14 protein-coding genes are annotated in these 23328 nt (G+C 53.8%); 5 read left to right on the plus strand and 9 right to left on the minus strand.

The window, feature by feature from the left end; all coding sequences use genetic code 11:
* Window positions 1–377: 377 nt before the first annotated feature.
* The 6 genes from OEV49_00905 to argF form a co-directional block, all read right to left on the minus strand.
* Window positions 378–3116: a M28 family peptidase gene (locus OEV49_00905; GenBank protein ID MDH3889614.1), complete on the minus strand. Its 2739-nt coding sequence runs from the start codon at window positions 3114–3116 to the stop codon at window positions 378–380.
* Window positions 3117–3317: 201 nt separating this feature from the next.
* Window positions 3318–6068, minus strand: coding sequence for a M28 family peptidase (locus tag OEV49_00910; protein ID MDH3889615.1), 2751 nt, complete (start codon window positions 6066–6068; stop codon window positions 3318–3320).
* Between the two features lie 162 nt (window positions 6069–6230).
* Window positions 6231–6740 carry a hypothetical protein gene (locus tag OEV49_00915; protein MDH3889616.1) on the minus strand — a complete coding sequence of 170 codons (510 nt, stop codon included), beginning with the start codon at window positions 6738–6740 and terminating at the stop codon, window positions 6231–6233.
* A 159-nt stretch (window positions 6741–6899) separates the two neighbouring features.
* Entirely contained in the window at window positions 6900–7331 is a 432-nt protein-coding gene (locus OEV49_00920) for a PaaI family thioesterase (protein ID MDH3889617.1), read from the minus strand.
* 363 nt (window positions 7332–7694) lie between these two features.
* Window positions 7695–8564: a hypothetical protein gene (locus tag OEV49_00925; protein ID MDH3889618.1), complete on the minus strand. Its 870-nt coding sequence runs from the start codon at window positions 8562–8564 to the stop codon at window positions 7695–7697.
* Between the two features lie 49 nt (window positions 8565–8613).
* Window positions 8614–9516 carry an ornithine carbamoyltransferase gene (argF, locus tag OEV49_00930; protein MDH3889619.1) on the minus strand — a complete coding sequence of 301 codons (903 nt, stop codon included), beginning with the start codon at window positions 9514–9516 and terminating at the stop codon, window positions 8614–8616.
* Between the two features lie 847 nt (window positions 9517–10363).
* Between argF and OEV49_00935 the strand changes: the two genes are divergently transcribed.
* The 5 genes from OEV49_00935 (at window position 10364) to OEV49_00955 (ending at window position 15912) form a co-directional block, all read left to right on the plus strand.
* A complete protein-coding gene (locus tag OEV49_00935) occupies window positions 10364–10777 on the plus strand; it encodes a hypothetical protein (protein MDH3889620.1) in 414 nt (137 codons plus the stop codon).
* On the plus strand, window positions 10778–11491 hold the full coding sequence (locus OEV49_00940) for a hypothetical protein (GenBank protein ID MDH3889621.1): 714 nt from the start codon (window positions 10778–10780) through the stop codon (window positions 11489–11491).
* Window positions 11492–12104: 613 nt separating this feature from the next.
* A complete protein-coding gene (locus OEV49_00945; protein ID MDH3889622.1) occupies window positions 12105–13436 on the plus strand; it encodes an alginate export family protein in 1332 nt (443 codons plus the stop codon).
* A gap of 230 nt (window positions 13437–13666) precedes the next feature.
* Window positions 13667–15070: a multiheme c-type cytochrome gene (locus tag OEV49_00950; protein ID MDH3889623.1), complete on the plus strand. Its 1404-nt coding sequence runs from the start codon at window positions 13667–13669 to the stop codon at window positions 15068–15070.
* Window positions 15071–15321: 251 nt separating this feature from the next.
* Window positions 15322–15912: a hypothetical protein gene (locus OEV49_00955; protein MDH3889624.1), complete on the plus strand. Its 591-nt coding sequence runs from the start codon at window positions 15322–15324 to the stop codon at window positions 15910–15912.
* Between the two features lie 291 nt (window positions 15913–16203).
* Here OEV49_00955 and OEV49_00960 read toward each other — a convergent pair whose 3' ends face one another.
* From OEV49_00960 to OEV49_00970, 3 genes are all read right to left on the minus strand, one after another.
* Window positions 16204–16968, minus strand: a complete 765-nt coding sequence (locus OEV49_00960; GenBank protein ID MDH3889625.1) for a 2-phosphosulfolactate phosphatase — start codon at window positions 16966–16968, stop codon at window positions 16204–16206.
* A 481-nt stretch (window positions 16969–17449) separates the two neighbouring features.
* Window positions 17450–18802 (minus strand): sigma-54 dependent transcriptional regulator, encoded by a 1353-nt coding sequence (locus OEV49_00965; GenBank protein ID MDH3889626.1) that lies wholly within the window; start codon window positions 18800–18802, stop codon window positions 17450–17452.
* 12 nt (window positions 18803–18814) lie between these two features.
* Window positions 18815–23305 (minus strand): PAS domain S-box protein, encoded by a 4491-nt coding sequence (locus OEV49_00970; GenBank protein MDH3889627.1) that lies wholly within the window; start codon window positions 23303–23305, stop codon window positions 18815–18817.
* Window positions 23306–23328 lie beyond the last annotated feature (23 nt).

Here is a 23328-nt window from a genome sequence, read left to right on the forward strand (position 1 = left end):
GTTCACAAATTGTGCAACGAGGGTCAAGCAGGAGTGGAGTTGGAAGAACCACCCCCAAACCGGGTTTGAAGGTGCCACCCGGAACCCTATCGAGGCCAGGTGGCCGTCTCAAACCGTGTTTGGAACGGTGGGCAATCCGGCAAATTCACCCTTCGACTCCGCTCAGGGTGACACCATCAAGCCGTGTTTTTTGCGCTTTGTGCGCACTGATCTGGGCATTGCTTGATAATGTGAAGAGCCGCGAAGCGCAAGAAAGCGATTTATCGCCACCCCCAAACCGGGTTTGAAGGTGCCACCGGGGGAAAGACATTGTGGCAGGTTCGAAGACGGACCTGCCCTACTAAGCGCTATGGAAGACAGACCTGCCCTTCTATGAACTACTCCACGCAGCCGGGCAGGGGCAGAGGGCCGCCATCGAAAAAGTAAACTACCACATATATCAAGTCGGCGATATCAATCTGGCAGGAGGCATCGACATCGGCCGAATTCATAACCGGCGGTGGTGGGCCGCCCAAGAACATGTAATCTACCAAATAGACGAGATCGCCTATGTCGATCTGACCGTTGTTGTCGATATCACCATGTTCGCCTAAAACGACCGATTCACCGAATAGGTTTTTGGCATAGGACATCAGAGCGATGGCCGATTCGTCGGTTATGTACATCAGAGGAAAGGCCAGCACTACCCGTTTGCCGTTGGGACCGTCGTAGTAGACTCCACAGACGTTGCCCTCCGATGCCGGATCATCGGTCTTGGAGTCGTACAGGTAAATAGGCTGCCCTCCGGTGGCGAGACCCAGGGTTGGGATAAACGGCAGGAAGCCGAGCAGTTCGGTTGTGTCGACCTCGATATCCGGCCAACCACCTACACCGGTCGCACCGGCAAAGTCATATTCAGCATGTACCGAGTGGCTCGCAATCCGGCATTGGTCATACAAGAAATCTCCATTGGACAAAGGCGAACCGGTCCAGAACTCGATCGTCCGGAACCCGGCAAAAAACAGGTTTCCGGTGTAGCCGGCGTACCAGAAAAGGCTGTCTTCACTCTCGCTGGCCAACTTCGGCGAAAAGTCATCGTCGATCCAGAAGAGCGACGAATACTGACCGGCAGTGTTACGGGTGACAGGCAGACCGACTGTCTCGATCTGCACCAGGTTGTATGGCGTCGGAGCGAAATAGGAGGCGTAGCGCGCCTCCTGAGTTGGCTGGTCGGGCATACCGCCGCCCTGCCGGGTCTCATCGACCAACAGGATGCCGCCGTCAAAGGTGGCAGCATAAGCGGAGACTTCGGATGAGTAGTCGGACTCATAACCATCAAAATCGACCGCTGTGATTTTGTATGAGTACTCGGTTTGACCAAGCACCTCCGTATCGGTGTAGCTTGACGAGACGATGTTATCCTTGAATAGCGAATGGGGCAGCCCTTCAATTGCGCGATAGAGCCGGTAGTGACTGAAATCGGCTTCGGCGTTGTCGCCCCATTCCAGAAGTACCGAGTTCAACTCCGGCCCCGCCTCCGCTGCAGTCGGCGGCCTCGGTATCAAGTACGGGGTGGCGCTGGTTTCAGTACTGTAGACGGCGGGATACCCACCCTCGATCTGACTCAGGACATAGAAGAACCGTTCCTGACCGTCGATTAGGCCATCAACTATCCACGTGCAGGTGCCCGATGGAATATCGATACTGTCGGTGTAGAATCCCGATGAAGGGCCGTGGTAAAGCCGGTAGGTGTATTCCGGGGCGCAGGAAGTCAGATGTATCTCAAGAGCCTGTCCATCACCCTGATCGATGATCTGTTCGATTGAAATCGGGCTGGCGGAGTTACCAACTATGCCGAGGGTAGCTACGGTCATACGGGCGACCTGGTAAAGATAGTCAAAGTCCATGCGTGAAGTCAGATCGAGGTCGGTGTGCCAGCCGCCGTAGTTAAAGTCCTCTTCGATATTGTTGCAAATGTTGTAGCCGAAGTTCCAGAAAGACATGTGATCGGACGAGCCGGGACTGGAGGTACCGGAGAGTGCGACCAGATCGGGATTGACTCGACTGCAACTGGCAGCCTGCAATTCGGCATAGGCTGAGTTTTCTCCGGAGCCAACCTCGAACAACCACAGCCCGTTGCCGTTGTATCCGACCATGTCAAAGTTGAACATTACTTCCAGAGGTGTGCCGTCATGAAAGAAATCGGAGGCCGCATAGTATGACCCGACCAAGCCGACCTCCTCGGCGGAAAAGAGCATGAAGATGATAGTTTTGCGCATCGGAATGTCGGCAAGTATGCGTGCCATCTCAAGCGTGATTGTTGAGCCGGAGCCGTTGTCGTCGGCACCGGGAGCAAAAGTGTATGAGGACCCCCCGTTGTAGCTGTCGTAGTGGCCACCAATAACGATCACGTTGTCGGGTTCGGCATATCCAGGTTTTACAGCTTTAACGTTGTAACAAGGGGTACCGTTATGGTAGAACAGCGGCGTGGTGATATCTGTGTAGCCCCAATCGGCCAACTTCTGCACCGCCCAATCACGGGCAGCAAGAATCGAGTCCGTATCATAATAGCGGGTGCGAAAAAGCTCGAACCGAAGATTCATGGCGTAAATCGAGTCCTGATTTACCAGGTCTACCAGCGAATCGGTAGGGTAGTCGGTGATCTCCGACATGAGAGTGGTGATAGCAGGGCCGGTGAAAGTAATGGGTATCGGTCGTTCCGATAGCGCCACCGCAGCCAACGATGTATTCCTGGTCATTGACTCAGCTACCGATGGACTCATTCGGACCGCGTAGATATCGTTACCGAGATCAATGCTCTCCCCCAGCGTCGGTATGTCAACTGCTGCCAGTGGTCGAGTGTCCGGATAGAAAACAGCAAAGACCCGAGCTGGATCCACTTTTGCCATTATGATTTCGACCTTGATCCCGGCTGCCTGGAGATTTCTGCCTTGCTCATCTGAAACCTTCACCAGGAACCGGTTGCCGTTTCGTGAGTATGCAGTTCCCAGGACATTTTGAGCATGGTTCGCTTGATGCCGGTCGGTGATAGTAATGAAGGCAAGATCGTCCTGGTCGGCTCCGGCGCCGGGCAGAGCCAGACTAAACACAAGCAACAGAGTCCAGAAGTATCTCATCCGTTTCTCCTAAAGGATGCACCTCATCGGACTTACAGAACGACAGGTTATGGTGCTAAGATAGCCTATGTTGCCAATCTGTCAAGGTGCGGTTGTATCCGCGAATAAAGCAGCGGATAACTTGGTCGCAACCTGTCTTTCCTTTGCGCACCGGGTCGTGGTGGTGATGGGATCACCAGGCGCCTGGGACAGGCCGGCCCGTTACTCCACACAACCGGCCAGAGGAGCCGGGCCACCGAGGAAGATATACTCGGCCAGGTAAACCAGATCGGCAATGTCGATCCTGCAGGAGGCGTCGACATCGGCGGCGTTCATCGACCATGGAGCCGCGCCGGCGATGAACATGTAATCGACCACATAGACCAGATCACCGATATCCACCTTGCCGTTGTTGTCAACATCCCCTTCCACTTCGGTCACGGCCGACTCACCAAACAGATTCTTGGCGTAGTTTACTAAGGCAATTGCCGATTCGTCGGTCAGGAAATAAAGTGGGAAAGCCAGTACCACCCGTTTGCCGCCACTGGGACTATCATAGTAAATCGCACAGGTGGTGCCTTCGGCTGAGGGGTCATCGGTTTTGGAATCGTACAGGTAGATCGGCTCGCCTCCGGCGGCGATACCCAGCGATGGCACATACGGCAGGAAGCCCAGCACCGAAGTGCTGTCGACTTCGATATCCGGCCATCCACCCACGCCGGTGGCGCCTGCAAAGTCGGAAGCTGTGTGAACATTGTATGTAGCCACGCGCATCCGATCATAGAGAAAACCGCTCGGCGATAACGGCGATGATTCCCAGTACTCGATGGTGCGAAAGCCGCTGATGAACAGGTTTCCATCATACCCGGCGTACCAGTCCAGGCTGTCCTCGGACTCACTGATCAGTTTGGGCGAGAAGTCATCATCAAACCAGAAGACCGATGAATACTGTCCGGCCACACTGCGAGTGAGCAACAGCCCACTGGTTTCAATGCGATTCAGATCATAGGGCGTCGGGTCAAGCAGGCTGGTAAAGAAGGCCTCCTGTGTAGCCTGGTTGGGCATTCCGGCGCCCTGACGGGTTTCATCTATTACAAGAATGCCGCCATCGAAAGTACCGGCATATCCGGAAACCTGAGAGGACGGAACCGACTCGTAGCCATCAGAATCTACAGCGGTGAATTTGTATGTGTACTCGGCCTGGCCGATTACATCAACGTCGATATAATTCGAGTTGGCTACGTTGTCTTGATAGAGCGAGAAAGGCAGTCCACTTATGGACCGGTATATGCGGTAGTGATCAAAATCCGCTTCCGGACTGTCGGACCAGTCGAGCAGAATCTGATGATCGTCCGGGTCCAACACCGGCGAGACCGGTGCGCGTGGTATGATGTATGGTGTCTCGGTAGCTTCGACTGCATAGACGGCCGGATAGCCGCCACCGATAACACCGATAGCCAGGAAGTAATACGGCTGCCCCTCGGTCAAACCGGTTACCATATACGAACAGACGCCGGTGCCGATATCGACTGTATCGGTGTAAAGGCCGGGCGAAGTGCCATAGATCAAAGTATACTCATAGGAGGCGTTGCATGGTCCAAAAAACACTTCCAATGACTGCCCGTCCCCCTGATCAACTATTTGATCGATATTAGTCGGCTGGGCGGAGTTGCCGACAATGGCCAGCGATGCAACTGTCATCCGACCGACCTCATACATGTAATCGAAATCCATGCGCGAGGTCAGATCAAGATTGGTGTGCCAGCCGTCGTAGTTGAAGTCTTCCTCGATGTTGTTCACAACGTCAAAGCCGTAATTCATGAAGGCTGCATGATCGGAACTTCCACCGGGCGGGGAGGCGATTGGAATGAGTTGGGAGTTGACACGGTTACAGGTAGCCACCTGCATGTCTCGATATGCCGTGTTCGGCCCGGAGGAGATTTCAAACTGCCACAGCCCGTTGCCGTTATATCCAACCATGTCGTAGTTGAACATCACTTCAAGATCGGTACCGGCATTGTAAAAATCACCGGCAGCGTCGTATGAACCGTACAACCCAACCTCTTCGGCCGAGAAGGGCATGAAAATAATCGTCTTGCGCATTGGGACGTTTGCCAGAATACGCGCCATCTCCAAAGTAATAGTAGTACCGGAAGCGTTGTCGTCGGAACCGGGCGCATAGTCCATCGGATCGGTCGGCTGTCCGTAGGTGATGGCGTCGTAGTGACCGCCGATCACGATCACTTTGTCCGGTTCGGCATAGCCTGGCTTGACCACCTTGACGTTGTAGCACGGCAGGCTGCCATAGTAGAACTGCGGCGTGGTTATATCGGTGTATCCCCAGTCGATAAACTTTTGGACCATCCAGTCACGGGCGGCATGAATCGAATCGGTGAAAATATACCGTGTCTCGAAATCTTCAAGCCGGGTGTTGAATGCATAGATCGAATCCTGACTGACCAGTGCCGTCAGTGAATCGGTCGGGAAGTCGGTCACCATGGACAGAGTGTTGCCGATGACCGGATCGATGTAGCCAATCGGAATGGTTCTTTCCTCAAGCGAGGTCAAGGTAAGTTCGGTCGTTCTGGTCAACGATAAAGCAATCGACGGACTCATTCTGACGATATGCACGTCGGATTCCAGCTGAACCGTTTCACCAAGTTGAGGTACATCCACGCCGACCCCACGTCGTCCGTCCGAGTGGCGCGCGATAAAGGTCCTGGCCGGATCTATCGCTTCCATAATGACTTCAAACTCTATCCCCGCCCTGCTCAAAGCTGTTGCTTGCTCTTCATTGACAGCAACCACGAACTGGTTGCCAACCCGGCTGTAAGCCGAGGTAACAATACCAGCCACGACGTCGGCCTGATAACGACTGGCCAGATTCACTTTGGCCAAATCATCGGCCGCTACAGAACCTCCCCCAAGAACCACTAAACAGCAACAGATACACAGACATTTAGAGAGCTTCATCAATACCTCCGAAAGAAGCGAAAGTCAGCATGTACATTCCAAGGTGGGGACTTTAAGCATTGGCGGTATAAGGGCTTGTGTCCCGGCCGGTTTTCAGGAGTAACTTACGCGGATTGGGGCAATTGTCAAGGCAAAAAGGGTGGGGGGCAGGCCTGATGGCCCCTATAATTTAATACCCTTGCGGAGGGGCTCGAAACGCGGCTGAGAACTCTCAGGTTGGTCGGGCTTCAAGCCAAGTGAACTGGATTTGGGCATTGATGGATAGTCGGCCGGTGAGACCAGAGCCTGATTCTTGATGGCGTCGACAAAACTGACAGCCATCTGAAACTCACGGTTGAATCCGGCCAGTAGTTTCATGCGTTCCGATTCCGGCTTGAGGTGCCGGGAGTTACCTGTGAACGAGAAGACAAACTCCGGATTGGATGAGAAAATATGCAGATGCTTGATCTTGCGATCGGCCAGCTTGGTCTTGATGAACTTCAACAATGCAAAGAGAGCGCCAAACTCAAGGTCGATAGGATCACCCTCGGCCCTACAGCGAAAGAGAATACCCAATTCGGGGATGGAAAACACCACCAAGCCGCCGACCACGCCGTGAGCCGTCAGGACCGGGTCGATACTCTTCGGTTTTAGTCCGACTATAAAGCACTTTACACCATCGGTTGCCTTCATACCGACTGAGATAGCAACGTCGATGCCGCCGTCCGTTAACTAACAGATAGATGGGCTAAAACAGGTCGATGCATTCAGTTAGGACTCTGCCGGAATTCACGAGCCGAAGCCTGAGACGGCAAACAGTTTCACCGAAAGGTCAAAGTAATGAAAGAGCTTTCACTCTATCGATGATTCGAGAGTTTTTTTCAGATCGCTGCTTGCTTCAATGTACTTCCCGAGGGCGGTCGCACGTAACGTGTTGTCATTGCCTCGCACCTCCCCTTCGGTCAAATACAGTCTGCCCTTCGAGCCGGTGATTCGACCGGTGAACATGAGCCGATCACCGATGTTTACCGGGGCCAGATAGCGCACCGTAAGTTCGACTGTGACGGCAACCACCGGCTGGGCCAGAACCGCCTTGATCATCACTTCGTCCAAAAGCGTGGCAATGATACCGCCGTGGTAGATGCCGCGATAGCCTTCGAACGATTGGTCGGCTGTTAGTTCAGTGTATGCTTTCTCGCCGTCATAGAAAAACTTGGCCTTGAGGCCGTGAACGTTTAGATCACCGCAGACAAAACAGTGGGGGTATTTGACAACTTCTTTCATACTCAGACATAGTCCTTTCGCACAAGTCGTCGTGTCGAAACCTCACTTCGTGACCATAAATGGCATTCATGCCCATCGGGGCAGGGGTGTCGACAAACCTGGATCGCGTAGAGGGCGGCCTTGTGTCGCCCCAGAAATATGTCGCCCCTCGAGTGCCCTCGGGGTGACGGAGATCGGCGGAGACAAGCCCCGCCGCTACGCGGGAACCACCTTCCTTGTGATGGTCGAGTCTTCAGACTCGGCCATGCCCTCGGCGAATCTGAAGATTCACCGAGCACAAGTACTCTAACCAGGCGAACCTATCGGGCCAACAAAAAAAGCCCGGCCAAAAGACCGGGCTCGCAGAATAAAGTTGGGAATATTCTACTGAGGAACATCACACATATCGGAGTGGTATCCCCATACCGTGTTGCCTTTGCTGACCGAAGCAGTCATGGTGCCGTTGTTGAACGTAAAGGTGGCATTCCAGGTAGTGGTGACCGGATCGCCGTCGTCCTTGGTGTAGACCATCTCAATCGTCGTCGAAACCGAACCGCCGACGGGACAGTTGCTCCAGCCGGTGAAAGCCGAGTTCTTCAGCGTGACGTTGTTGACGTCGGCGGTGAAGGTAAAGTCACGCCAGACCGTTGAGTCGAGGTGGACAATCTTGTTGCTGGCGTTAAAGTCGCGGCTTCCGGTAACAGTGGCCAGACCTGTGGTCAGATCGGCGAAAGTGAAGTCGGCATTGCCTTCAAAGTTGGTGTGGTTGACCGTGGTGTCAAATACATCCCAGGTCCAGTGATGCTTGTACACCAACTGGTCATGATCTACCCAACTCTCCTGAGCGACACCGTTCTTCTTGTACTGAATGGAGTCGGCCAATGACATCTGCCAGACACCATCCTCGAATTGGTCCTTCTCGGTGTAGGCGATCTGGATGACATGCCAGCCGTTTGTGTACGAAGTGTCCCAGCTGTCCTGCTGTTCCGGATTCACTGCATACTGCGGCGGGATGATGTCTTCACCGTCTGAGATCCCCTGGAAAGTGTTGATACCATTCTCAAAGAAGGCGATGGTGGAATCGACGAAGTCATCCATCTGGGTCTTCACCGCCAAGAATTCGTGATCGGCCATCGATCCGGTGATTGTGGTGGGGGTGTTGGTCTCATCGTCGCCACAGCCGGCGACCAGGAGAAGCATGACACCGATCAGAATTGTCATTCCTGATACGAGAACGCGGTTTTCAAGACGCATGGGCCGTCTCCTTTCTGTTGTTCCCGTACAGGTGTCGGCGAGAGTCTGCTTATTTCAGGAGAAAGGCCATGATAGCCTTTTGAACATGAAGCCTGTTTTCCGCCTGATCAAAAACAACCGACTGCGGTCCGTCCATCACTTCGTCTGTGATTTCCTTGTTTCTTTCAGCCGGTAAACAGTGCAACACAATCGCTCCTGGGTCGGCAATCGCCAACAGGGAACCGTTTAACTGATACTTCCTTAGCTTATCTTCTTTCTCTTCAACCAGATGTTTCTGCCCCATTGAGGCCCAAACATCGGTATAGACTACATCGGCACCAGAAACGGCTTCTTTAGGATCATCGGTAATCAGTATTTTGCTATCTGAGGCGGCTTGGGCCTTTTTCAGGAGTTCCGGGTCGGGATGGCAATCATCGGCGGTCCCGACCCGCAGGTCGATGGGCAAGCGACAAGCCAGGTTAAGCCAGCTATTGACAATATTGTTGCCGTCGCCGACATAAGCGATTTTGTAGCGACCCCGTTTGCCGAGATGCTCCAGCATGGTGAAATAGTCGCCCAGAATCTGACAGGGGTGGACCAGATCGGTCAGGCCGTTGACAATCGGCACGGAGGCATGTTTGGCCAACTCCTCGACATCCGATTGTTTGAACGTCCGGATCATGATAGTCGCAACATATCGTGACAAGACGCGAGCGGCGTCGGCGACCGACTCGCGCTGACCGAGTTTGATCTCGTTGTCGGTGATGTAAAGGGCGTGACCGCCGAGTTCGTTGATGCCGACTTCGAACGATACTCTGGTTCTCAACGACGCCTTGGTGAAGATGCAGGCGACTGATTTGCCTTCGAACGGTTTGGGGGCGATTTTTTTGTTTTTCATCTGTGCGCAGAGATCGAACAATTCGTGCAGTTCGTCGGTGGTGAGGTCTGTTATTTGGCAAAGTGAGCGGGCCATGTTTATCTCCTTTGGACTGATGTTCTGTGTCTCACAATTCGGCTGAATAAATCAGAAAGGGTGGTGGATGTCAAGGCTAGTGAATTGGTGATAAATCACTCTTTTGCGCTTCGCGCGTTACTCATGTCATCCTGTTTGTGCGTAGTGTACATCCTCGTGCGCCACGGTATCAGTAGGTCAGGAGCCCGGTGCTCCTGACAAAGTTCTTAGCCGTTCAGCAGGGTCCCGGCTTTGCCGTAGGTGAAGGTGTGACCCTGCTGGTCGTTAGCGCGCTGGGTCTCACCCGCCTTCGGCGAGAAGGACCCAGCGCAACGTTGTGGGGCAATGCGACATGCAAATGGGTTCGTTTCCCGGAAAAAGTGTTTTCTGTGGGCGGCAGACGTCCTCGTCTGCACCAAGTCCGCTCTCAGTCAAGGTTTGCTCCATCCACCCAAACACCGCACAAATGGCTTTGCCTTGCTTGTGTCTGCATTATTGATACGGGATCGATGGTGATTATCGAGTGGCCCATAAACGGGTCCATTGATTCGTGCGCAGGTAACCACATCCTGAGCGGAGTCGAAGGATGCTGCGCGGCGGTGTGTATTGTGCAGGTGTTCATAGGATAGTCCTTTATGAGAGAACGTGCCACCGCGTTTTGGATGGAGTTGGTAGGGTTCTTGACAACGTGGATCGGTGGGGGTATACTTATGGTTGGAAGGCGCAGGAGACGATCACTGCAAACCAAGAACGGAGCGTGGCCCCAGGTCAATCTGGACCACCTAAAGGTCGGCAGACAGTCATCTACTGGAGTGAGTATTGTCATTAAACGTCAACGAGTGTTGAGCGAAGGCCCTGAGGTGCATGGGTGAACAAGCTGGTCAAGTGGCTGATTTTTAGTGTGATCGCCGCACTGGCGCCTCTGGTATTTCACTACATGAGTGCATTGACGACCGGTAAAGAAGTATCGTTTCTTGGACCTATTAGCGGAGGGGAGCTGCTCCTACTTTCCGTAGCATTAGCTGCCGTAGCAATCGGAGAGAACTACATGCTTGGTAATAACCATCTGACGAGGAAACTGATTCTCGGCGGTCTTTCGCTGCTGTCTCTTCTTCTTGCATCCTACTGGTACGCTTATATTTCGACTTTCGTAGGTGCGTCTGAAGCTGTCGACAGGGGATTCGTTGGTTGGGGTTCCATCATCATTTACGCAGTAACGTTGGTATTGGCAGGACTAACCATTGGTTTGCCAACCAAGACAGAGCGACAGGAGAGAGGTTAAATGAGCTCGGTTCTTGAGCCCGGTATACTTGGTAAGCTGATTAAACGTCTGCGAGCATTGGTACCTGACGTGCTAATTGCAACGGCACTGATGTTCCTCCTAAGTAGCGCACCAGCCATACTTGGTTGGCTAGGTCTGAACCAGGATAGTCGAGGCTTGCTTGTAAGATCAGAATGGATGCACTATTCACTGAATGAATTTGGCGTTCGTGACCAGGGCGTACTCATCCTACAATTGCTCAACAACACGGATCAGCCGATTAGTCTCGGTGACGGCGAGGTTCCTTTTCGAATTGAACTAAGCAATGTCGAAAGTATTCTTCGCAGCGCCACAATCCCGCAACGAGACACGGGGATGACGTCTGCGAGAATGCTGTCAGAGATGGGTGCGATCGAGATATTAAACTGGCTGATAGAACCGTCTGATTCCCTCGAGATTATGTTGATGGTTGCACCCACGATTGAGGGATTAGTCGAAGTCTCAGCTGCAGGTCCGGGATCGCCGACTGATGATTGGGAGGTTGTGGTTCTTGGATCGGAAGATAGATTCGGCAACGGCTTTGGGCTTGTCCCGTCCATATGGCTTGCACTCTCCATGTCCACGTTCATACTTCTAATCGCCATCGCTCTCCTTTACAGGAGGGTTGCAGTACGTTTTAGCCTAGATACCGTTGACTCGTCGTCCTCCCCTCGCGATGGAGAGGGAAAAGTTTAGAAGCCTAGACAGTAAGCGACAGTACCTGCTCCACTCCCCAAGAGATCTGCAGACATTAATCCAACAGTTCGATGTGATAGAGCCTTCAAATACAAGCGACGGATGTCGAAACCTCGTCCTTCGACTGCGCTCAGAACGACACGGTCAAGCCGTGGGTGACACGGTCAAGCCGTGACTCTCGCCCTTCGGCGCAGGGGTCTCGACCTCCCACTTTCTTCGTCCCCTCTCGAGAGGGGATTCAGGGGTGTGTTATTCTCTTTGGGGCAGACGAGGGCGTCTGCCGCCCACGGATTCGGCGGGTTCACGCCGCGGCGCGCAGGCGAAGACGGACCCGCCCTACTTCTAATCCCACAGCAAGCTGTGGGCCACCTGCCCACAAACGGTCGAGTCTGAAGACTCAACCGTCACAAGTATAAAACGATGTCGCAGGGGAAGACGAGGGCGTCTGCCGCCCACGAACAGTGGAAAATATTCGCTTTTTTAGCTTGCGGCGGTTTTGGCCAAAGCGTATCATCGGGGCTGATTTGACGGGCGGTTGTGCTGTCTTGTAGTCGTATAGCTGCCTGTAAGGTATGTCATTAGGAATAAAACGCCAGAATAAGGAGAAGTACAGGTGAAGAGCATTTTTAAGGGATTGATTTTGTTTGCCGTCTTATTTGCGGTAGCCGTTCCCGTGAGCGCCGACACCGAACTTAAGTTCTCTGGGCAAATCAGACTTCGCGAAGAAGCCGACTTGAGAGATTTTGACACCGCCAAAACATGGCTCACGTTTGCCAACCTGCGCACCCGCGTCGCAGTCGAAGCAACCGTGGATGCCAATGCCCATGTCTTCGTCCAATTCCAGGACAGCCGGCAGATGGGTGGAAACACACAGTTCGGCACCAGAGCGTCTGGGCAGTTGAACGACGGCAAGAATGTCGACGTGCATCAAGCTTACTTCCAGGTCGACCGGTTATTGGTCGATGGCTTGGGTTTCAAAGCAGGCCGGTTTGAAATGAACTTCGGCAACCAGCGTGTATTCGGCGCCGTCGGCTGGAGCAACGTGGGCCGGGCATGGGAAGGCGGCATGGGCTGGTACGATCATGAAAAATACCGGATCACCGGCTTCGGCTTGAAAGCTACCGAAAAGAACAACGAGTACTACCACGCCGATTTCGATATCGGTGGTCTGTATGCAACCTGCAAAGAAGCGAATGTCGATCTGTTCTGGTTCTATGAGTACGATGCCGACACCACCGGTTACTGGTACAGCATCAACCGTCTGGACCGCCTCAATGCCGGTACCTACTTCAAACGGGAATATCCGGACTTGAAGCTCGACTTCGAGGGCAATTTCGTCTACCAGTGGGGTCAGCAACCGCGCGGTCTCTACAATCCGTTCGGTGTGGGACTTGCCCGGAACAGGGACAAAATCGATATCGCTGCTTATATGTTCGCCTTTGAGGCTGGTTATAAAATCGACGCTCCGTGGCCGGGCAGGCTGGCTGTAGGCATCGACTATACATCAGGCGACGATGATGCTGCCGACGACAAGTTCAAAGCATACAACAATCTCTACGCGACCGCGCACAAGTTTAACGGCTTCATGGACTACTTCACCGACGGAGCCAAGAGTGGTAGACCGTATGCCAACTCAGGTCTGGTCGACATCGTGGTGCGCGCGGCGGCTGAGCCGTATGCAGGCTGGAAAGCCAAGCTGGATGCACACTTTTACTCGACCAATAAGGACTACATGTACACAGCGAGCGACGGCTCCACTGTTGTTTCCAACAAGGCCGGGATCGAACTGGATGCTACCCTGGCCACAACCGTGATTGACGGACTTAACATTCAGGGCGGCGCTTCATTCTTCTTTGCCGAGGATGATTTCACCATGGCCGCCTCCGGTGTGGCCGACGCCGACCCGGGTATGTGGTTCTACGCTATGACCACGGTCAATTTCTGATCGTTTGAAACTGAACAACTAAGGTCGCCTTATTCGTGGGCGGCCTTTTTTTTGCGTTTTTTTCTTTCTTTAATCTATGAGTCGGGTTGATTTGACTTAAGTCAAACCGGATCGATGTCGGTCTGTCGTTAATGAGATCAGACAAAGCAATCGTGTTCGGCACGATGGAAAAAGGAAGACAGTCAAGACAGGGAACGACCAAATTACACAGCAGAGGAAAGGGTTACCAAATGAAACGCATCAGTATCGTTGTTATACTCGGCTTATTGGCAGCAGCAGCCGTGTGGTCCCAGGGCGGTCGCTCGGTACCGGCATCGTTGTCGGAGGAATCGGCTTCGTGTATCGAGTGCCATGAGTCCGACATGCCGGGACTGACCAAAGAGTGGCGCCATAGCCGCCACTATGCCGCCGACGTAGGTTGTTATGAATGCCACGCCGCGGCCGAAGGTGACGCCGACGCTATCGAGCACAACGGCTACAGCATCGCCGTGATCGTCTCGCCGCTTGATTGCTCCAAGTGTCACAAGCAGGAGTTCGACGAGTTTCAGAAGTCGCACCATGCCGACGCCGGGAAGATTCTCGGATCGCTTGATAACGTGCTCGGTGAAGTGGTCGAAGGCCCGATGGCGGCCGTCAACGGATGCAAGCAGTGTCACGGTTCGATTGTCAAAGTGAACGAAGACGGCAGCCTTGACGCAGCCACCTGGCCGAACACCGGGATGGGTCGTATCAACCCGGACGGTTCCAAAGGTTCTTGCGCCGCCTGCCATTCACGGCATTCGTTCGATGCGGCGCTGGCCCGCCAACCGGAAAATTGCGGCAAGTGTCACCTTGGACCGGATCATCCGCAGAAGGAGATTTACGAGGAGTCCAAGCACGGTATCGCGTACTATGCCAACAAAGATCGGATGAATCTTCACAGTGCATCGTGGGTGGTTGGAATCGATTACTCCGCTGCGCCGACCTGCGCCACCTGCCATATGTCGGCCACCAGCGAGTTGCCGCTTACACATGATGTCGGCGATCGGATTAGCTGGACCCTCCGCCCGCTGGTATCGCAGAAAATTGATGCCGCCGCCAAGGCCAAAGGAAAGCCAACCAAGTCGTGGGAAGATCGTCGCAGTGACATGAAGAAGGTCTGCGCCAACTGTCACACATCGAATTACATCGATAATTTCTATGTCCAGTACGATGGTGCGGTAAACCTGTATAACGACAAGTTCGCTATCCCGGTGTCCAGAATTGCCAAGAAAATCCGCGAGGCTGGTTTCCTCACCAACGACATTCCCTTTGATGACGAACTGGAGTGGATCGTCTTCTACTTGTGGCACCATGAAGGACGTCGCGCACGGATGGGAGCCGCTATGTTCGCACCGGACTACACCCAGTGGCACGGTTTTTACGAAGTGGCCGACCGGTTCTATATGGAGTTCTTACCAGAAGTGGCAAAACTCGTTGAGCACGCCAAAGCCGAAGGTGGCGATAAGGCTAAAGCTGCCGAGGAAGTTGAAGCGATCGTCGCCGAAGTGCTCGAAATGGACGAACACAAATGGTTCACCGGCAACGAGCCGGCCGAGGTCAAGGCGGCGCGCATGAAAGCGGCCGAAGAGTTCAAGATGCGTTACGTTGAATAGTTTCCGATGGTAGTGTGGGTTTACAGCAAAGGCCGCCTGAGAAGGCGGCCTTTTTCTTGTGCTTCCTAGTTCCTACAAGTCCCGAGACTGATCGATGTGACATAAGTCAAACCGGAGCACCACCGATCTGTCGTTAATAGATTTAGAAAGAGTAAGCATGTTCGTCGCAATATTTCAATTGCATGAATTGGTTCTTTGCAATATTCTATCTTGTCTTGAGATCTTAGGGATCGTAAAGGAAAGGCTTTGTTATGATGCAAGAGATATCCCTGTGGTGGGAAAACTCAAACACATTCACGTTCATCGCTACCGGGATTTATGTAGTGGGCCTGGTGATTTGGTTATTCGTGTGGCGATTACTGGTCGGATATGCCTGGTTTAAGAAAGAGCGCATGCTGTATTTTCCGTTTTGCGGAGGGATAGTTGTTTTCTTTATTAATATTGTTTTGGCCCTGTTAGCCGAAATCCCTGAATATGGAATAGAAGTAGGCATATATGGTTTTGTTGAGAAGAACGCAGCAACTGTGGCATTGTTAACTCTGGGTATTGCGGTTTTTGTTGTAGTGACATTCAAAAAGCATGCAAAAATCCTTGCTCACGATAATTCTCGTAAGTTCCTGCAATTGGTATTCACTTCATTTCTTCTGTCAGTTCTAGGTGTACTACCTTTGTATTGGGTCCCTCAGGTTTTTGGATGGTTGACGACCCTCCGACATTTGAAAACGGTTCCATTTCTTTACTCCTTGTTCATATTGGGTGCTGCAATGATTGTCTACTTGCATGAAATCAAGAAGAACGACAGCCCCCTATTACCATCAGGTGACGAAGAGGACGAAGACTAAACGACTGCACGGTACCCCACCTATAGCGAAGCGACAGGTGGGATACTACTCGGTGCCTAGAGACCCCACCCGGCGCTACGCTTTGGGTGGGGTACCCTGTAGCCGAGTCTGAAGACTCGGCCACCACGAGTTTAGATTCATGGTTCGACTCCGCTCACCATGAGGTGATAAACCACAAGCATGGTGTCGGGCGGGGTCGCCCAACACCACCTGTATGAGATTACCGCGCTCCTCCGCCCCGCCTGCGGCGGGGATCGCTCGCAAGGACTTCACAAAATCAAAAGACCGGACTCAAACGGCATGGTAGGCGCCGTCGATCAGTTGCGGGACGGCAGTACAGGCGTTCAGTTGAGCTGCCACGCGAACGTCTTCTGCAAATCCCATTTCCACCAATTCGCACCCGGAAGCGCATGAGATCAGATTATCCAGCAGCGATGTTCGCATGCCGCGGAACACGGCCACGGCCGCCGACGCCTCGGGTGATAATGACGCATCGGTCATCGAATCGAGAATCGCCCCGGCGCCAATGAGATCCTCCAGAGCAGGACGCAGCAATCGTTGGGACTCGATGGATCGACCTTTTGAGTCGGTTGGCCAAAGCTCCCCCGCGGCAATCAGAGCCACCGACCGTCCCAGTTGTTGGGCGTGAGAAGCCACAGCCTGAGCGTTGCGCAAACATCCGCACAGGACATGGGAACATAGCTCCGCGGCGCTTAAGGACAATGTGGCGCCGTTGGGTGAGGGCAGAACAATGCTCTCACCCGACCTGATTTGCTGAAGCGACCTGGGTGAGAGCGAAAAGGGGTGCCTCCGGTCCATCCGGCTTCGCGAAACGGCCAGGCGCGCACCTTGCTTCCCGGCGAAAGTCGACACGGAGTCGTCCCGCATCGTGAACGGGTACACTTTTGCCCCATGCGCGACAGCCACACTGACGGCTGTCGAAAACGACAACACGTCGACGATTACCACAACATCGACCAACGGGCCTACCTGCAACAAGCCCTCAAGCCCCCACTCGAATCTCAAATCGTATTGCTTTTGCCAGAGTGTGCTCATCAGTTGCGCTGACCGCCATGACATGAATTAACTATCGACTTAGGAGTAAGAGGATACAGCAGTGGACGCCATCCGGCAAGCAGCTCTTTTGCCCGGCGTAAAAAAACACCCAGCGGTGCCAGCACTCGCACCACCAGGCATCATTCGTCAGCCCTTCCCCTGGGCTGACCAGCACGTTCCCCCGGCGTAATATTGCGGTCTCGCTAGCGACCGCAGGTCCTCCTCGCCACTTCCAAGCGGGAGGCATCATCAGCGACGAAACACTTCCACACCAGTTTCGACATAGAGGCTGGTCGGTTGGGATCGTTCCTCAGCAGCACCTCTGCCTCTACCCAGTGGGTAACAAGAACCATGCCCGTTATTGGAGTAAGGCCGACATTCTTATCTTGTTGATATACAGAGAGATAGGGTTGGTGTTGGTCTTTGCCAAGAGCGCTATGGGTAATAGTCACCAGAAACAGGCTTCGCGGGCTGGGTGAATTCAACCAGTTTCGATATCAAGATCTCGCAGCGTCTTGTGCAGATTCGATGGATCAACATCCAATTCGCGTGCCGCGGCGCTCACATTTCCACCGTGGCGAGCCAGGCTTTGGATAAGGACGAGACGTTTGAACTCTCTCATTCGCGTGGCAAGACCGCCTGCACCGTTGGGTCCGGCGCCGGCATAGACGAGGTAGTCCTGAACTTCTGTTCGTGTGATGAGATGTGACAACGAAAGGTCAATCAGAGACTGCACCGTGTCCTGAAGTTGACGAACGTTTCCCGGCCATTCGTACTCGATCATCAAGTCGCGTGCGCTCGGCTCGAATACTTTGATTCCACCATCTTTCTTTCGGCAGTAGTTCTCCGTGAAGAAATCAATCAGATCAGGAATGTCCTCGCGACGGTCGGCCAGAGCCGGCAGACCAATTCGGATTCCCTTGAGACGGTAGTACAGATCCTGACGGAAAGCTTTTTCCTTGACCATCTGTTCAAGGTCACAATTGGTGGCGCAAATCAAGCGTACATCGACACGAACCGTCTCCGGTGTACCAATCGGCTGCAATTCGCCGGTTTCAAGAACACGCAGCAGCTTGCCCTGGGTAGTGATGTCGAGATTTCCGATTTCATCGAGAAAAACGGTGCCACCGTCGGCATGTTGGAATAATCCCACTCGATCGGCGACCGCACTGGTGAAAGAACCGCGTAGATGACCGAACAGTTCGCTTTCCACCAGATCGGGCGCTTTGTGATCGCAGTTAAAGACAGCCAGCGTCATTTCCGAACGTTGACTGCGGCGGTGGATAGCACGCGCGACCAACTCCTTGCCGGTTCCGGTGGGACCCAGGACCATCACCTTGTTGTCGGTGGGGCCGATTTTTTCAATCATCTGGTAGACGTCGCGCATCAGGCGCGACCGTCCCACCATGCCATAATGTCGCCGCGCCAGTTCCACCAAGTCGGAACTGTTGGATTTCAGTCGGTGCATAGACACTGCGTTACGCACCGATCTCTGCAATCGAGCGGGACGCTCGTTCTTGCCGACATAGTCGAACGGCTGGTGATCGGAATCGATGTCACGTTCTGAGTAGTCGCCGGGATAACCGGTGTGAAAGATTACCGGCAATTCGGGATTGATATCACGAATTCGACAGGCCGTGTCCAGACCATCCATCCGGGCCATTTTGATATCAAGCACCACTGTGTCCAGATCGCCGTGATTGTCCAGTGCCTGCAGTGCTTCCATACCCGAGGCGGCCAGGACAATCTCGTAGTCATCCATGAATGTCTGGTGAAGGGCCTCAAGCACCAATGGATCATCGTCCACGATCAGTATTTTACCTGTCTTGGCCATTGACATGTCACCTTATGAAGGGTCTATCCGGGCTGACTTCAGAAATATAACGAATATGGACCCCTTGTCAACCATCGGCTCCAGGTCTATCCGCCCGCCGTACAACTCTACAATTCTTTTGACGATGGCCAGGCCCAGCCCGGTACCCCGTGTGGGTTTGGTGCTGAAGAAAGGATCGAATATGCGCGGTCGGTGCTCGGACGGTATTCCCGGTCCGGTGTCGATGAATCTGATTCGGACGACGCCCTTCTCCTCGGACGCCACCACCCTGATTTGCCGAGCCGTCACTTCTTCGAGCGCATCCAGTGCGTTGACCAGCAAGTTGGAGAACAAACTGTGCAGATGATCGGTTCGGCAACTGATGATTACATCTTCGGCAACGGCCAGATGGACGTCGATGTCCAGGTCGTTGATACGGTCGGCGTTGGTTTCGAGAATCTCATCCAGAAGCGACCGCAGGGCGACCGGTTCGGTCTTCTGCTCACTGTCCAGCCGGGAATACCTGGTGACCAGATCGGTCATCTCGATAGCTCGCCCGACGGCGCTTTCGGTCAACTGAAGCAATCGCCGATTTCGTTGCATGTCATCGGTCGATCCGTCCGGCAACCGATCGCTCAGTTTGGCCAGACAGCTGGTAGCCGGAAAGAGCGCATTGTAAATCTCGTGTGCGACGCCTCCTGCTATCTGCTTGACCTGGTTGTAACGTGCTTCTTCGGCCTCTCTGAGCCGTTGCTCAGCCTCGCGACGCTCAGTGATGTCTACCAGCGACCCGAAGAAGGCCGGTTCACTGTGAAAGGTAATAGGACTCAGTGAGAGTAGACCCCACAAGTAACTTCCATCCGCTCGGATGACCCTCGTTTCGAAGTTCCTGACCAGGCCGGTTTCACGGAGGATATCCAACGCCTGTGCGCGATCCGCCGGTGTCAGGTAGAGGTCAACAGCTTTCATACCGATGAGGTCTGACTGTTTGTAACCAAGACTCTCCGCAACAGCCAGGTTGGCATAGAGGATAGTGCCGTTGGCGGCGTTGGTGACGACCATCGAGATGGGCGTCGCCTCAGCCAGTGTACGAAACCGCTCTTCACTTTCCCTGAGCGCTTCTTCGGCTTGCTTGCGCTCGGTAATATCCTCTGTTAAAACGACCACCCGGTCAACCTGGCCAGTAACATCTTTGAGCGCATAGAAGTGTTGCGACAACCAAAGGTGTTTGTGCTTTGATGAGCCTTCAGCCTCGATTTCCGGGATATGCAGGTAGCCGCCTTCACCGTAAACCCGGCTGACCTGGTCTTTCCACTCGCCCAGATAGTTGTCACGTTTATCGAAGACGAGCTCCGGGCGTTCTCGGGTCGTGTAGTCATGCAGGTCTTGATCGGTGACTTGCCATATCCGACGCCATGCTTCGTTGTAGGTCAGTAGCCTGCCCGCCCGGTTGCGCACCGTCACGCCAACCGGTGATCGTTCGATAACGGCACGATTAAAATCCTCACTCTCCCTGAGCGCCTGCTGTCCCTGACGGCGTTCGGTGACATCCCTGAAATATCCGATCACGGCGTTTCGCCCATCAAAATCATGGATGACGCCGGTGACATCGAAATAGCGCAGGCTGCCGTCTTTGTGCAGAAACGGAAGCTCGGCAAAGATGTTGATCCTGCCTGATACGATCCCCTCAAAAGCCCTGAAAGCGTCCTCCACCGCACCGGGCGGGTGCATTGTCTCAATGCTCTTTTTAAGAATCTCCTCCTGGCTGAACCCGAGATGACGACACATACCGCTATTGACAAACAGAAACTCACGGGTCTGAGTGTCGACAACCCCGATCCCTATATCAGTCGATTCGACGAGCGACGCATAGCGTAACTCGCTCTCCTTGAGCGCCTCCTGGGCCTGTTTCTTATCTGTTATGTCCTGACCCACGGCGATGGCTACAAATTCGTCGGCCGCACCATTGAACATCGCTGAGTTTGACCACAGGATGGTTCTGATCTCGCCGGACTTGGTCCTAAGCGGCCCTTCGTAGGTATCCTGAGGATGCTCCTTGACCCAATTCACGAAATCGTCCAAGCCATCATGGTGAGATTCATCCGGCAGGAACGTCTCAGGCCACCTGAGGCCGAGAACCTCAGCACGCGAATAACCAGTGACCTCCTCGCAGCCTTTGTTGAACACGGTGATCCTTGCCTCGTTGTCCAGGCAAACGATCAGGCTGTTGGCGGTATCAAGAAGGGAACGCACGAAATCTTTTTCTGTTTCCAACTGCCGCCGGGTAAGGGCCAACTCTGAAATGTCTCGTGCAAATGCCGTCGCGGCCACCACCCGACCGGTAGTGTCCTTGACCGGTTCGATACCGGTGATGTAGCGGTGCAGTTTCCCGAGCAATTGTACCTCGGTCTCCTTGACAAGACCTTCACCAGTGTCAAGCACTTCGAGAATACTGGCCATTTGTGAATCCGCCTGCTCCTTCGGAAACAGATCCCACATTTTTTTTCCGATGAAGTCCGACGGCATACCCCCCAACCGTTCCGCGGCGATACTGTTCATGAACAGAAACTCCCCCTGTCGGTCCAGGCTGAAAATAGCCTCACTTGCACTTTCTACCAGACTTCGATATCTCTCTTCGCTCTCGACCAGGGCCTTGTCGGCGGCTCTTCGTTCAGTGACATCACGAATGACTCCCTCCACTCCTGCTATCCTGCCCCGACTGTCCCGATGGAAACTCGAACTGGTGCTGATAACCACGATGGAACCGTCTTTCTTGCGAAGCTTCACCTCATAATCGGATACGTGGCCGTCTTTTTTGATTCGTTCAATCAGTAGCTGCCGCTTGGCTGGGTCGACATAGTAATCAACTATCCGTGTACCTTTCACTTCTTCGACGCTGTCATAGCCCAGAATTTTGAGCGCCGCCGGTGATCCCCAGATGAATCGTCCTTCATTGTCCGATCGGTAAAAGCCGTCCTGGCTGGTTTGGAAGAAATCGTGCAACCGTCTTTCACTGAGGGCGAGGCGACGCACCGCCCGCTGGCGGAACATATTCACGGTGAACAGGGCCAGGGCCAGGAGTGTTAGCGCGATCAGGAATTGGCTCTGGTATTGCCAGAAGAGAAGTCTAACAAAATCAGAAAACCCCAGCCGCCTGACGGAGTAGATACGATTGACATTCGAATCGGTAGCGACCAGGTGTGTCACACTACCGCGGTCGTCCTTTACCAGAGACTGTACCCGACTGAAACTGGCCTCGATGGTCCCCAGGTGTTCGAACTGTCGGGAGTGGAATTGCAGCCCGCTGCCGGTGCGGAATAGATACGCCGGTTCGTCCATGCCTGCCAATCGAAAAGTGTCGACAAAGCTTCTCAAGAGCGTCTCATCGGACTCAGCCTGCAGGTTGAGTGAACCGTCGAAGATGCGCACGAACCCGTCTGAGGAAAGAGTGTAGTAGCGGCGCTCCTTGGCCTGGTCAAAAGGGTCCCACCAGGTGCTGACAATTCGATCATCCAAATCGACAGACGCCAACACGCGAAAGTCGGAATCAATTGTGGACAGTTGATATTTCTGGGGTGGTAGATGGCCGCTGTCGCCGGGCGCCACCATCGGCAGGGCATGGAACACCTGGAACAACCCATCGCTCTCGCCTGGCCATAAGCCCTTGCCGCCGTGCTCCTCGGAGATTATGCGTCGATGAAGAATCTCACCACGATTGTTAACTTTGGCCAGCCAGCAAAAGTTGTCGTCGAAGTTATCATCGACAACACCATTTTTGAAATTATAGGTGGCGAAGATGACGGCCGGGTTTGTAGAATCACGGCAGCTATAGAGATTCGAAGACGAGATTGCACCGGCCACCGGCAACGACCACTCAATGCTTCGAGTGTCCGGTTCGAGACAGACCAAAACCCTCGGCCTGAGATCGCGCCCCGGACCGACCCAGAGAAACACTTCGTCGTGCCCATCGAAATCGTAGTCCTCACTAAGCAGCGGGGCAACGTTGCCCTCCCATCGATCATTACCGGAATGATCCTCCCCGGTGGCCAGGAACACAAAGTCGTACTGATCCGAGCCGAGCAAGGTAATGGCCGCAAAAGAAGAATCGTTGCGGTGGCCCACAGCAACGACACCATCCTGACCCGATCGGCCATCGCGGTACAATGCAAAACTGGATAGGGTCAGGTAGAGAGGATTCCAGTCCACGACCTGACCGCGCGCATACATTTCCAGGCTCAGAACGGCCGGGTTGTCGCGATTAATGTCGCTGTTGAAGGCGTGGATGTACCAGGCCGTGTCGGACGAACCCATCTGGGGATGAAGGACCTGAATCTGATTGCCGACAGGTATCTTGCGCACGCTCCAGTCGTTAGACTGTTCGACAACAAACTGATAGGGCAAACGATTCTGGTCGCTTCGACTTTCGATCTCCAATCGATCGACACACTTGGCTGCTTCGAATGGAACAAGAGACAGAGTGATCCCGACCACCAGGCCCATCGAAATGGTGCGCAACTTAGGCATTGACTCAAGATACTCAAATGTCA

It is taken from the genome of Candidatus Zixiibacteriota bacterium (assembly GCA_029860345.1).
In the GTDB taxonomy this organism is placed as follows: Bacteria; Zixibacteria; MSB-5A5; order GN15; family FEB-12; genus JAJRTA01.

Bases quoted from the DNA above. Each gene is read 5' to 3' on its own strand.
- OEV49_00905 (MDH3889614.1), bottom strand. From the start codon at position 3,116: ATGAGATACTTCTGGACTCTGTTGCTTGTGTTTAGTCTGGCTCTGCCC.
- OEV49_00910 (MDH3889615.1), bottom strand. From the start codon at position 6,068: ATGAAGCTCTCTAAATGTCTGTGTATCTGTTGCTGTTTAGTGGTTCTT.
- OEV49_00915 (MDH3889616.1), bottom strand. From the start codon at position 6,740: ATGAAGGCAACCGATGGTGTAAAGTGCTTTATAGTCGGACTAAAACCG.
- OEV49_00920 (MDH3889617.1), bottom strand. From the start codon at position 7,331: ATGAAAGAAGTTGTCAAATACCCCCACTGTTTTGTCTGCGGTGATCTA.
- OEV49_00925 (MDH3889618.1), bottom strand. From the start codon at position 8,564: ATGCGTCTTGAAAACCGCGTTCTCGTATCAGGAATGACAATTCTGATC.
- argF (MDH3889619.1), bottom strand. From the start codon at position 9,516: ATGGCCCGCTCACTTTGCCAAATAACAGACCTCACCACCGACGAACTG.
- OEV49_00940 (MDH3889621.1), top strand. From the start codon at position 10,778: ATGAGCTCGGTTCTTGAGCCCGGTATACTTGGTAAGCTGATTAAACGT.
- OEV49_00950 (MDH3889623.1), top strand. From the start codon at position 13,667: ATGAAACGCATCAGTATCGTTGTTATACTCGGCTTATTGGCAGCAGCA.
- OEV49_00955 (MDH3889624.1), top strand. From the start codon at position 15,322: ATGATGCAAGAGATATCCCTGTGGTGGGAAAACTCAAACACATTCACG.
- OEV49_00960 (MDH3889625.1), bottom strand. From the start codon at position 16,968: ATGAGCACACTCTGGCAAAAGCAATACGATTTGAGATTCGAGTGGGGG.
- OEV49_00965 (MDH3889626.1), bottom strand. From the start codon at position 18,802: ATGGCCAAGACAGGTAAAATACTGATCGTGGACGATGATCCATTGGTG.
- OEV49_00970 (MDH3889627.1), bottom strand. From the start codon at position 23,305: ATGCCTAAGTTGCGCACCATTTCGATGGGCCTGGTGGTCGGGATCACT.